General features: G+C 62.9%; 8 protein-coding genes. 5 read left to right on the top strand and 3 right to left on the bottom strand.

Annotated elements, in window-relative coordinates; genetic code table 11:
- Positions 1–79 precede the first annotated feature (79 nt).
- Together AAGW23_RS19945 and AAGW23_RS19940 are read right to left on the bottom strand one after the other, a co-directional pair.
- Positions 80–793 carry a 4'-phosphopantetheinyl transferase family protein gene (locus AAGW23_RS19945; protein WP_342408021.1) on the bottom strand — a complete coding sequence of 238 codons (714 nt, stop codon included), beginning with the start codon at positions 791–793 and terminating at the stop codon, positions 80–82.
- A 172-nt stretch (positions 794–965) separates the two neighbouring features.
- Positions 966–1,868 (bottom strand): HTH-type transcriptional regulator ArgP, encoded by a 903-nt coding sequence (locus AAGW23_RS19940; RefSeq protein WP_342408020.1) that lies wholly within the window; start codon positions 1,866–1,868, stop codon positions 966–968.
- 122 nt (positions 1,869–1,990) lie between these two features.
- Between AAGW23_RS19940 and AAGW23_RS19935 the strand changes: the two genes are divergently transcribed.
- Both AAGW23_RS19935 and AAGW23_RS19930 read left to right on the top strand, forming a co-directional pair.
- Positions 1,991–2,617 (top strand): trimeric intracellular cation channel family protein, encoded by a 627-nt coding sequence (locus AAGW23_RS19935; RefSeq protein ID WP_342408019.1) that lies wholly within the window; start codon positions 1,991–1,993, stop codon positions 2,615–2,617.
- A 126-nt stretch (positions 2,618–2,743) separates the two neighbouring features.
- A complete protein-coding gene (locus AAGW23_RS19930; protein WP_342408018.1) occupies positions 2,744–5,497 on the top strand; it encodes a response regulator in 2,754 nt (917 codons plus the stop codon).
- Between the two features lie 137 nt (positions 5,498–5,634).
- On the opposite strand, the gene AAGW23_RS19925 is transcribed toward AAGW23_RS19930, so the two are convergent.
- Positions 5,635–7,431, bottom strand: a complete 1,797-nt coding sequence (locus tag AAGW23_RS19925; protein ID WP_342408017.1) for a gamma-glutamyltransferase family protein — start codon at positions 7,429–7,431, stop codon at positions 5,635–5,637.
- A gap of 427 nt (positions 7,432–7,858) precedes the next feature.
- On the opposite strand from AAGW23_RS19925, the gene cysM reads away from it, so the two are divergent.
- From cysM to relA, 3 genes are all read left to right on the top strand, one after another.
- Positions 7,859–8,758 carry a cysteine synthase CysM gene (gene cysM, locus AAGW23_RS19920; protein ID WP_148926381.1) on the top strand — a complete coding sequence of 300 codons (900 nt, stop codon included), beginning with the start codon at positions 7,859–7,861 and terminating at the stop codon, positions 8,756–8,758.
- 33 nt (positions 8,759–8,791) lie between these two features.
- Positions 8,792–10,147, top strand: coding sequence for a 23S rRNA (uracil(1939)-C(5))-methyltransferase RlmD (gene rlmD, locus AAGW23_RS19915; RefSeq protein WP_342408016.1), 1,356 nt, complete (start codon positions 8,792–8,794; stop codon positions 10,145–10,147).
- 100 nt (positions 10,148–10,247) lie between these two features.
- Positions 10,248–12,491: a GTP diphosphokinase gene (gene relA, locus AAGW23_RS19910; protein WP_342408015.1), complete on the top strand. Its 2,244-nt coding sequence runs from the start codon at positions 10,248–10,250 to the stop codon at positions 12,489–12,491.
- Positions 12,492–12,748 lie beyond the last annotated feature (257 nt).

Here is a 12,748-nt window from a genome sequence, read left to right as displayed (position 1 = left end):
ATCGGTGCACTGCAGCTATTGAGCGGTTGTTGTCTGAAAGGTTGTTGTCCGCGAGAGCCTCGCGCCGGGCTGCGATGATTCAGGCCGGAATGCTCACCAGGCTCAGCAGGTAGTCATCGAACTGCACGAACTGGCCTTCCAGTTCAGCGCCAGCCGTCCATTCTTCCGATAAATCATTGAGCAGACGCAGGCGGGCGTAACCGCTGCTGTCGTGGTGGATCAGCTCGGCTTCCTGGAAGTAGAAGCGCTTGTTCACCAGCGGATACAGCGCCTTGAACAAGCTTTCCTTGATGGAAAAGGTCAGGGTGACGCGCAGGGCGCGCTGGGTCTCGTCGAGTGCGGCGTAACCTTCCAGCTCGAGCGGCGTGAGGATTTCAGCGACCAGGCGGTCGGCCCGTATGGTGGGAATCTGCTTCTCGACATCCAGACCGAGACCGCGCCATTGCTCGCGACGCGCCACCACGGTCGCCACCCAGCCAGCGCCATGGGTGATGGAGCCGACCACCCCGGCAGGCCAGTTGGGCGAGCGGTCCTCGTTCACGGCCGGGATGCACGGCACGCCCGTCACCCTGCGCAAGGCCTCGTGAGCACAGAGGCGACCGGCGAGAAACTCGGTCTGGCGCTTGCTCACGGCGCTCATGCCCGGCACGCCGCAGCGGGTGAAGTCCTCAGGGTCGAGCAGGGCGGGGTCGAAGCGGGTGCTAATCAGCTGCACGCCAGGCAAGGCGAGCGGCAGCGGCCAGTGATCGCTCAAAAACGAGCAGCAGGCCGGGTGATAAAGAATGGAAGTCATGGGCGTTAGTGTGCCTCAGTGCCGTCGTTTGCGCAGTTCCGGTGATACGCCTCGCTGGGCATGGGACTCTTCGCGAGCAAGCTCGCTCCTACAACAAACGTACGGTCGCAACAATGGGCAGCGTAGGAGCGAGCTTGCTCGCGAACCAGAACCGCGGGCGGGCCATGTTTCATCAGGCCCCCTCAGGTCGCGCAAGGATATTCGGCGCCGCTTCGATGATCTGGCGGGAGAGGCTTTCCATGCGCGGCGACTGCACCTTCCAAGTGTGCCAGTACAGCGAGATGTCCAGCGGCGCGTCTGCGGCCAGGTCGACCACGATGCCGTCGGCCAATGCATCCTGCAGCAACGGCTGCGGCACCATGCCATAGCCCAGCCCGTAGCGGATCGCATTGAAGCGAGGCTCGGCGCCGGGCACATAGTGGCAAGGGTAGGCGCCCTCGGGCAGGCCCAGCCGGCGAAGCAGGAACGAAGAGGTGAGGCGGTCCTTGTTGGTGTAGGCGACCACCGGCGCCTTGCGCGCGGCATTGCGGTTCAGGCCGTTGGGAAAGTACTGCTGCCGAAAGGCGGCGGACGCTACCAGGCGATAGCGCATGCTTCCCAGCGGGCTGGCCGTGCAGCCGCGCATGGGCTTGGGTTCGGTGCTGATGCAACCGATTGCCAGGCCGGTTTCCAGCAGGCTGTAGGTGTGGTCCTGGTCCTCGACCGTCAGATCGAGCAGCACGCGTTCCTTGATCAGCACGTCGGCCAGCGCCGGAAAGAACCAGGTGCCCAGGCTGTCGGCATTGAGAGCGGCGACCACCACCAGCGGCGCGTCGCTGCGTTCGGCCAGGTCGGCCATCAGGTCGGCTTCAAGCAAGGTGGCCCGCTTGAGGTACTGCAGCAGCCGCTGGCCTATTTCGGTAGGGCGACAGGGGCGGCTGCGCACCACCAGAGCATTGCCCAAGGCGCTTTCCAGCGCTCGCACCCGCTGCGAAATCGCAGGCGGCGTCAGATGCAACCGCAGGGCAGCTTGCTCAAAACTGCCGGTTTTGATGACCGCACGGAAGGCTTCAGTCTGTTTGGGATCAAGATTCAAGCCCTGCGTCCTCAGATTAAATAAATGTTTGTATAGCCTAATTTTGCTAAGTCACATCGATTGAATGGCAGTGTGCCCCATAATGGCGCCGTTTTCCCGCCTGCCTGTTCTGGAGTTCCGCTGTGACGCTGTTGCATATCATCTATCTGATTGCCATTACGGCCGAAGCCATGTCCGGCGCCATCATGGGCATGCGCCGCGGCATGGACCTGTTCGGTATCTGCATGCTCGGCACGGTGACGGCGCTGGGCGGCGGCACGGCGCGCGATGTGCTGCTGGGGCATTACCCGATCGGCTGGATCGCCCATCCCGAGTACCTTGGTTTCACCGTGGGCGCGGCCATCGTCACCGCCCTGGTCGCGCGGCACATGCATCACCTGCGGCAGGTGTTTCTGCTGGTCGACGGCCTGGGCCTGGTGGCCTTTACCGTGATCGGTTGCGGCGTGGCGATGGATATGGGCGCTCACCTTTCGATCGTCGTGCTGGCGGGGGTCATCACCGGCGTGTTTGGCGGACTGCTGCGCGACATTCTCTGCAACCGGGTGCCGATGGTGTTGCGACGCGAGCTCTATGCCACGGTGGCACTGTTTACCGGCGTGCTCTACGTGACGCTGCTCTGGCTCGGGATCGACACGTCCATCGCCTCGCTGGCCACGCTCTGTGCGGGCTTCCTGTTCCGGGTGCTGGCAATGACCTTCCAGTGGCAGCTGCCGCACTTCCAGGAGCGCGACATCCGCGGACTGGACTGAGCCCGCTACAGCCAGGCGCCCAATCAAGACGCGCCTGGTTCTGCCTGACGTGCATTTGTCTTGCAACGCAGATTCCCGCCCTTCGAGCCGCTACACTAGCGCACTGGCCACCAGGGGAATGGAACCGTGCTGAGAGACCTAGGAATAAAGAGTCGGGTGCTGGTGTTGATCTTGTTGCCCAGCACAGTGCTAGCCGTAGCGCTTGGCATCTATTTCACCTGGATGCAGCTGTCGGAGATGCGCCATCAGCTCGATGCGCGCGGCCAGCTGATCGCCGAACAACTGGCGCCGCTGGCGGCCCCGGCCATGGCGCAGGGCTACGGCAAGCGGTTGCAGCGCATTCTCAATCAGGTGCTGGATCAGCCTGACGTGCGTGCGGTCTCCATCCTCGATGCCGAGCGCAATCTGCAAGCCCATGCCGGGCCGAACATGATCACCCCGTCGCCGCCAACCGATCCCGAGGCGCTGACTCAGGTCAGCAGCGTCGACACCACGCGCATCCTCCTGCCGGTGCTTGGCAAGCATCTGAATCTCGCCGAAGACAATCCCGACAACGACCTCCGCCTGATTGGCTGGCTGGAGTTGGAGCTGTCGCACCAGGGCACGCTGCTGCGCGGTTACCGCAGCCTGTTCGCCAGCCTGTTGCTGATTGGTGCAGGGCTGATCATCACTGCGCTGCTGGCGCTGCGCATGAGTACGGCAATCAGCAAGCCGCTGCACCGGGTCAAGGTGGCCGTGGCGCAGCTCAAGGACGGTCACCTGGAGACTCGTTTGCCAGCGCTCGGCAGCCATGAAATGGACGAAGTGGCGGCAGGCATCAACCGTATGGCCGAGGCCTTGCTGGCCGCTCGTGAAGAATTGCAGCAGAGCATCGACCAGGCCACCGAAGACGTGCAGCAGAACCTCGAGACAATCGAGATCCAGAACATCGAGCTGGACCTGGCACGCAAGGAAGCGCTGGAGGCCAGCCGGATCAAGTCCGAGTTCCTGGCCAACATGAGCCACGAGATCCGCACGCCACTCAATGGCATCCTCGGCTTTACCCACCTGCTGCAGAAAAGCGACCTGACGCCACGCCAGCAGGACTACTTATCGACCATCGAAAAATCCGCTGACAGCCTGCTCGGGATCATCAACGAGATCCTCGACTTCTCGAAGATCGAGGCCGGCAAGCTGGTCCTCGACAACATCCCGTTCAATTTGCGCGACCTGATCGAGGACACCCTGACCATCCTCGGCCCGGCGGCGCACCAGAAGCACTTGGAGCTGGTCAGCCTGGTCTACCGCGACACGCCGCTATCCCTGGTCGGCGACCCGCTGCGGCTTAAGCAGGTGCTGACCAATCTGGTCAGCAATGCCATCAAGTTCACCAATGAAGGCACCGTCATCGTCCGGGCGATGGTCGAAGACGAGCGCTCTGACCGCGCTCAGCTGCGCATCAGCGTGCAGGACACCGGCATCGGTCTGACTGATCAGGACCTGCGTGCGCTGTTCCAGGCGTTCAGCCAGGCGGACAATTCTCTGTCGCGCCAACCGGGCGGTACGGGGCTCGGGCTGGTGATTTCCAAGCGACTGATCGAGCAGATGGGCGGCGAAATCGGGGTGGACAGCATTCCGGAAGAGGGCTCCGAATTCTGGATCAGTCTGAGCCTGCCCAAGGCGCGTGACGACATCGAGGACCTTCCGCGGGCGGCACTGCTCGGACGCAAGGTCGGCTTGCTCGAGCAGCATCCGCTAACGCGCCAGGCCTTGCAGCACCAGCTGGAAAGCTGCGGCATGGAGGTGCTGCCGTTCGACAGCCTGGATCAGTTGCAGTCGGCGGTGTTCGAAGCGCATACCAGCGACACACCGATCGAGGTGGCCGTGCTCGGTGTGACCCATCGAGAAATCGCACCGCAACAGCTGTGCCTGAGGCTTTGGGAGTTCGAAGGGTTGGGTTGCAAATGCATCGTGCTCTGCCCGACCATTGAACAGGCGCAGTATCACGAAGCGTTGCCCGAGTCGCACACCCATGCCCAGCTGCAGAGCAAGCCGGCCTGTACCCGCAAGCTGCAGCGGGTGCTGCTCGATCTGCTGCGGCCGCCACAGGCGATGATCGAGAGCATCGCCGTGTCGGAAACCCGACCGCCACGGGTACTGTGCGTCGATGACAACCCGGCCAATCTGCTGCTGCTGGAAACCCTGCTGACCGACATGGGCGGCGAAGTCGTGGCGGTGAGCAGCGGTGGGGAAGCATTGGAGGTGGTCAAGCATAAGTCTTTCGATCTGGTGTTCATGGACGTGCAGATGCCGGGCATGGACGGGCGCCAGACCACCGAGGCGATTCGTCGCTGGGAAGGTGACAGTGCGCAGCCACCGATGCCGATCGTCGCGCTCACGGCCCACGCGCTGTCCAACGAAAAACGCTCGCTACTGCAAAGTGGGCTCGACGATTACCTGACCAAGCCGATCAGCGAGCGCCAGCTGGCTCAGGTGATCCTGAAGTGGACCGGCCTGCCGCTGGCTCGCAGCTTTGTTGCAGCGCCCCCTGACACGGCGACGCCGGAAAACAACCTCAAGGTGCTCGATGCGGAAGAGGGGTTGCGCCTGGCCGCCGGCAAAGCCGATCTCGCAGCGGACATGCTGAGCATGTTGTTGGCTTCGCTGGAGGATGATCGTCAGGTGATCCGCGAAACGCGCCTGGCGAATGATCGGCAGGGAACCATCGATCGGGTGCACCGCTTGCACGGTGCCACCCGCTACTGCGGTGTGCCGCAATTGCGCGCGGCCTGTGAGCGCAGCGAAACCCTGCTGAAACAGAACCACCCCAGTGCGGCGCAAGCGCTGGATGAGCTAGACAGCGCCATCGAGCGACTGGAGAACGAAGCGCGCGTGGTTTAGTGCAAACGTCGTCCTGAATGCAGTGCCCGGAGGTGGGGCTTCCGGCACTGACGTTCACACGCATTCTGATATGAGCGGCGTACCCTGCGGCGGATGCAAGCCGCAGGGTTGCCTGAAGGCTTGCTGTAGCCGAGGCGTTACTCGCCCATCACCACACCTTCGCGGCGCGGGTCGGCGCCGCCGAACCAGCCGCTGTCGGTGCGTTGGATAGCTTGAAGTCCGCTGGTCATTTCCGTCTCGTTGACCTCGTGGCCACGCGCTTTCAGCCCCTGTACAGTGCTGGCCGGGAAGCGTCCTGCTTCAAGCACTGTGGGGCCGTTGAAGCTGCCGAAGTTGGGCAGGTCGATGGCGCGTTGGGCATCGAGCCCCCAGTCGTACATGCCCAGCAGCGTCTTCGCCGTGAAGTGGATGATCGCCGCGCCGCCCGGCGAGCCGAGGCTCGCCAGGAACTGTTCACCCGTGACGTCGAACACCAGCGTCGGACTCATGCTTGAACGGGGACGCTTGTTCGGTTCGACTCGATTGGCCACTTGCCGACCCATCGCGTCGTAGGGTTCAAAGGCAAAGTCCGTCAGCTCGTTATTCAGCAGATAGCCCCCGGCGAGGCCGGTGCCGCCATCGTTGAGCAGGCGCGAGCCGAAGGCCTGCTCGATGGTGGTGGTCATCGCCAGTGCATTGCCCTCGGCGTCGACGATGCTGATATGGCTGGTGCCGTATTCCGGCTGTGCCGCCTGCGGGGCGAACGAGACAGGCATCTCGCCGGGTTCTCCCGCTTCGGCGGTGCCCATGCTGCGCGGACCAATCAGCGCGGCGCGCTGTTTGATGTAGCTCGGTGCAAGCATGCTGTTCCAGGTGCGGCCGGGTACCGGCACGAAATCCGGGTCAGCCAGGTACTTGGCGCGGTCTGCATAGGCCAGGCGTGCGGCCTCGGTGTAGCGGTGCAGGAATTCGACAGAAGGCACCCCCTGATCGAGAGGCTGAACCGGCGGCAGCTGTTCCAGCATGCCGAGGATCTGCATCTGGGTGATGTGGCCCGATGACGGTGGCGGGAAGCCGCAAACCTGATAGCGCTTCTGCCAGAGGGTGCAAATGGCGTCGCGCTGGCGCGGTTGATAGCCTTCCAGGTCGTTCAGACTGATGCGGCCTGGGTTGGTCGGATGAGTGTTTACCTGCAGGACCAGCGAGCGGGCATTGGTCCCTGTATAGAACGCCTGGCTGCCGCGCTCGGCGATGTCCTTGAGCAACGCGGCGAGGGCCGGATTGCGCAAGCGATGGCCGACCGGCAGAGGCTCGCCATCGTTCTGGTAGTAGAACGCCGCCGCACGCGGGTCGTTGCGCAACGCCGGGTCGCTGGCCAGCAGGCCATGCAGGCGTGGGCTGATCTCGAAACCGTCTTCGGCGAGTTCGATGGCCGGCTTGAACAAGGCGCTCCAGGGCAACTTGCCGTACTGGTCGTGAGCGCGTTCGAGCATCCTGACCACACCGGGCACACCCACCGACCGGCCGCCCACCACGGCGTCGAGAAACGCCATCGGCTTGCCGTCAGCCGTCAGGAAGAGTCGCTCGTCCACCGCGGCCGGCGCGGTTTCGCGCCCATCCAGCGCTGCGATGTTTTCGCCATCCCAATGCAACAGAAAAGCACCGCCACCCAGGCCGCTGGATTGCGGCTCGACCAGGCTCAACACCATCTGTACCGCCACGGCTGCATCCATCGCGCTGCCGCCAGCTCTAAGAATCTCGTAGCCGGCTTCGGTTGCCAGCGGGTTGGCTGCGGCCACGGCGAAACGCTGAAAGGCCCAGCCGGGTTTGGCCGAGTAGCCACTGGACGCCTCCGGGGCGGGCGGGATTTCGCTGGACGGGCGGTCCGGTTGAGTACAGGCGGTGAGGCTCAACAATAGTATCGAGGGAACCAGGGCGGCTCGTCCGACGTGCATGGGATGTTCCTTGTCTGAGGCGGAAGGAAATATGTAACTGATTACAGGCCTGGCAGGCTGTTCAAAAACGTTGGCGAGGCAGGCAAGACAAGGCAAAAGGAGCCGAAGATGCGGAGTTTAGTTGTTCCAAATGAGCATTCTGAGCGGCTTTTAACGATGTATTGCCAACGCAGGTAGTTTTTGAACAACCTGCTTGATCACTGACCCCAGTTAACCAAGCTTGATCGCTGCGGTTGGCAAGATCTTCGTACGTCCAATATGCTGAGCCGTTCGTCTGCCTGCTTCGCCGAATGGGAAGGGCATGGGGCGCATCAGCAGCCATTTGGCGATGCCCACCTGACCGAAGCAAGGGTATTGCGGTCTGCCCGTGGCCGATGGTTGCCGGTATCATGTGCGCCTCTCAAAGGCTGTGCGGTCCATCGAAGCCATGACAATTCAGTACCCGACCATCGCCGATTGCGTCGGCAACACCCCTCTGGTTCGCCTGCAGCGTCTGCCCGGTGAAACCAGCAACACCATCCTGGTCAAGCTCGAAGGCAACAACCCCGCTGGCTCGGTCAAGGACCGTCCCGCGCTGTCAATGATTGCCCGGGCAGAAGCGCGCGGCGATATCAAGCCCGGCGACACCCTGATCGAAGCCACTTCCGGCAATACCGGCATCGCCCTGGCCATGGCCGCGGCGATCAAGGGCTACAAGTTCATCCTGATCATGCCGGACAACTCGAGCGCCGAGCGCAAGGCCGCGATGACTGCTTACGGCGCCGAGCTGATTCTGGTGAGCAAGGAAGAGGGCATGGAAGGTGCTCGCGATCTGGCGGTCAAGATGGCCGCGGAAGGGCGCGGCAAGGTGCTCGATCAGTTCGCCAATGGCGACAATCCTGAGGCCCACTTCACCAGTACCGGACCGGAGCTGTGGCAGCAGACCCAGGGCACTATCACCCACTTCGTCAGTTCGATGGGCACCACCGGCACCATCATGGGTGTGTCGCGCTACCTCAAGCAGCAAAACCCCGAGATCCAGATCGTCGGCCTGCAACCCATGGAGGGCGCCGCGATTCCGGGCATCCGGCGCTGGCCACAGGAATACCTGCCGAAGATCTATCAGGCCGAGCGCGTCGACCGCATCGTCGACATGGCTCAAGACGAGGCCGAGCACGTCATGCGGCAGCTGGCGCGCGAAGAAGGTATCTTCTGCGGCGTGTCGTCAGGTGGTTCCGTGGCAGCGGCGCTGCGGCTGTCCAAGGAAGTTGAAAACGCGGTCATCGTGGCGATCATCTGTGACCGTGGCGACCGCTACCTGTCGACGGGCGTGTATGACCAGCCCTGATCGCGACATGACGCTGCAAGGCGGAACCTGCTGATGGCCAAGCGCAGTGGCGGTTTACGCTTCCAGCCCAGTGGTGGCGAGAAGAAGCCGCAGATTCCCACCGGCAAGAAGCAGCGGCTGAGCATCCAGCGGCTCGCCAACGATGGCCGCGGCATTGCCTTTCTCGACAACCGCACCTGGTTCGTCGAAGGCGCTTTGCCCGAAGAAGAGGTCGAGGCGCGCGTGCTGAATGCGCGCAGCCAGATTGTCGACGCCCGCACCGAGCGGGTGATGGTCGCCAGCGCCCAGCGGCGTACCGAGCCTTGCTCACATGCTCGGGTATGCGGAGGCTGCACTCTGCAGCACCTGAGCGCAGCCGATCAGCTTGAATTGAAGCAACGGAGCCTGGCCGAGCAATTGTCCCGCGTGGCTTCTATCGAGCCGCAGCAATGGGCGGCTCCGCTCAGCGGGCCCGAATTTGGCTATCGCAGGCGCGCAAGGCTCGCCGTGCGCTGGGACAACAAGGCACGACGCCTGGACGTCGGCTTCCGCGCCAGCGCTAGCCAGGACATCATCGCGATCCGCGAATGCCCCGTGCTGGTACAGCCCTTGCAAACGCTGTTGCCGGCGCTGTTAGCCGTGTTGCATGAATTGGACAAGCCGCAGGCGATCGGTCACCTGGAGTTGTTCAGCGGGACTAGCGAAGCGGTGCTGGTGCGCCACACCGCGGCGCTGGCAGCGGAGGATCTGCAACGCCTCGCCGAGTTCGCCAAGGCGCAGAACGTCCAGCTCTGGCTGCAAGGCGAGGATGCGCCGCAGCCGCTGGAGCCCGCGTACAGGCTGGGCTACCGCTTGCCGGCGTGGGATCTGGAGTTGTCCTGGCGACCCGGCGACTTCGTTCAGGTCAATGCGCCGGTGAACGAGGCAATGGTGGCGCAGGCGCTGGATTGGCTGGCACCGGAAGAGGGCGAGCGGGTGCTCGATCTGTTCTGCGGGTTGGGTAACTTCAGCTTGCCGCTGGCGCGTAAAGGTGCACAGGTGGTGGCAATCGAAGGCGTTGGCGAGATGGTGGAGCGCGCCTGCACCAATGCGGAGCAAAACGGTCTTCACGGTGCGCACTTTTATCAGGCGGATCTGTCGAAGCCGCTTATTGATGCGCAGTGGGCCAAAGATGGCTTCACAGCGGTCCTGCTCGATCCGCCGCGTGACGGTGCCTTGGAAATAGTGCGGCAGATGACGACTTTAGGCGCACGGCGCGTTGTCTATGTTTCGTGCAATCCTGCAACGCTGGCGCGTGATGCTGCCGAGTTGATCGGCCAGGGCTATCAGCTAAAGCGGGCCGGCGTGCTGGATATGTTTCCGCAGACGGCGCACGTCGAGGCCATGGCTCTTTTCGAGCGGCCAGCGTAAGTCAGTTTCTTTTGACAGGCGATCGGCCTGTGGTTCAACCGACCGGCTCTTAGAAAGCCGGCGTATTCGACGCAGATGATGCGTAGAGGGAAGGTATTAGATGGTCCAGGTCAGAGCGCTTCAGCCGATCAACACCGACGGCAGCATCAACCTCGATGGCTGGCTCGATCACGTGCTGGGGATGGACCCCGCACTCGACCGCGACGCTCTCAAACAGGCCTGCGAGTTCGCCCGAACGGCGGAGCAGCAGGCCAACGCGGCACAGAACCTGTGGAGCGAAGGCACCTCCAGTTACCAGACCGGGCTGGAAATCGCCGAAATTCTCGCCGACCTCAAACTCGACCAGGACAGCCTGGTGGCGGCGGTGATCTACCGCGGCGTGCGCGAATGCAAGATCCAGCTGGCCGAGGTGCATCAGCACTTCGGCCCGGTGGTTGCCAAGTTGATCGAGGGCGTGCTGCGCATGGCCGCGATCAGCGACAGCCTCAACCCGCGCGAGTCGCTGGTGCTGGGCACACAAACCCAAGTGGAAAACCTGCGCAAGATGCTGGTGGCGATGGTCGACGACGTGCGCGTCGCGCTGATCAAGCTGGCCGAGCGAACCTGCGCCATCCGCGCGGTCAAGAATGCCGATGACGACAAACGTCATCGCGTCGCGCGGGAAGTATTCGATATATACGCGCCGCTGGCGCATCGGTTAGGCATCGGTCACATCAAATGGGAACTGGAGGACCTGTCCTTCCGCTACCTCGAACCCGAGCAGTACAAACAAATCGCTCAGTTGCTGCACGAGCGACGGTTGGATCGCGAGCAGTACATCCAGAACGTCGTCCAGCAGCTGAAGGACGAACTGACCGCCACCGGGATACACCCCGAAATCGACGGGCGTGCCAAGCACATCTATTCGATCTGGCGAAAGATGCAGAAGAAAGGCCTGCAATTCAGCCAGATCTACGACGTTCGCGCCGTGCGCGTGCTGGTACCCGAGGTCCGCGACTGCTACACCGCGCTGGGTATCGTGCACACACTGTGGCGGCACATCCCCAAGGAATTCGACGACTACATCGCCAACCCCAAGGAAAACGGCTACCGCTCGCTGCACACCGCTGTGCTCGGTCCGGAGGGCAAGGTTTTGGAGGTGCAGATCCGCACCCAGGCCATGCACGAGGAAGCCGAGTTGGGCGTCTGCGCGCACTGGCGTTACAAGGGCACCGACGTCAAGAGCACCTCGAACCACTACGAGGAGAAGATCTCATGGCTGCGTCAGGTGCTCGAATGGCACGAAGAGCTGGGTGACATTGGCGGCTTGGCCGATCAGCTGCGCGTGGATATCGAGCCGGACCGCGTTTACGTGTTCACCCCGGACGGCCATGCCATCGATCTGCCCAAGGGCGCCACGCCGCTGGACTTCGCCTACCGCGTGCACACCGAAATTGGTCACAACTGCCGCGGTGCCAAGATCAACGGGCGCATCGTACCGCTCAACTACAGCCTGCAGACCGGTGAGCAGGTCGAGATCATCACCAGCAAACAGGGCTCCCCGAGCCGCGACTGGCTGAACCCGAACCTGGGGTACATCACCACCTCGCGCTCGCGGGCGAAGATCGTTCATTGGTTCAAGCTGCAGGCCCGCGACCAGAACGTGGCGGCCGGCAAGGCGCTGCTGGAGCGCGAACTCGGACGGCTCGATCTGCCGCCGGTGGACTTCGACAAACTGGCCGAAAAAGCCAACCTGAAGACCGCCGAAGACATGTTTGCCGCGCTGGGGGCAGGCGATCTGCGTCTGGCCCAGCTGGTCAATCATGCTCAGCAGCTGGTTGAGCCCGATACCCATGATGATGACCAGCTCGAGCTGATCCCCATACGCCCCAGCACCAAGCCTGGCAAGCGCGGCGACGTGCAGATCCAGGGTGTCGGCAATCTGCTCACGCAAATGGCAGGCTGCTGCCAGCCACTGCCGGGCGATCCGATTGTCGGCTACATCACCCTCGGTCGCGGCGTCAGCATTCATCGCCAGGATTGCGCCTCGGTGCTGCAGCTGGCCGGGCGCGAGCCGGAGCGGATCATCCAGGTCAGCTGGGGGCCGATCCCCGAGAAAACCTATCCTGCCGATATCAGCATAAAGGCCTATGACCGCTCCGGCCTGCTTCGCGACGTCTCGCAAATCCTGCTCAACGAGCGGATCAACGTACTCGCGGTGAATACCCGTTCGAACAAGGAAGACAGCACGGCGCAGATGACACTGACCATCGAGATCCCAGGGCTGGATGCGCTGGGACGCTTGCTCAGCCGGATATCGCAGCTGCCCAATATTATCGAGGCGAAGCGCCAGCGTACCTCCTGACCTGCTCCGAGCTGCTGCGCTCGATCTGGCGTTGTTGAAGTCCAGCCGAAAAATGCTCATTGGCAAAAGCCAACTCCGCTTTTTCGGTTGGGCTTCGCCTAGCCAGCTCTTCGCTCGCGACGCTCGGGGCCGGACGCATGAACGAGGTGGGTCGGAGGCAACAGCCAACTGCGCTTTTTCAGAAAGCTTGCGCCTTGTCTGGCCTTCGCTCGCGACGGTCAGGTTGATGTACCGAGCTGCTGCGCTCGATCTGGCGT

It is taken from the genome of Stutzerimonas chloritidismutans, assembly GCF_038562055.1.
GTDB lineage: Bacteria > Pseudomonadota > Gammaproteobacteria > Pseudomonadales > Pseudomonadaceae > Stutzerimonas > Stutzerimonas chloritidismutans_A.
Note: the sequence above shows the minus strand (reverse complement) of the source record. Positions and strands in the feature narration are given on the sequence as shown.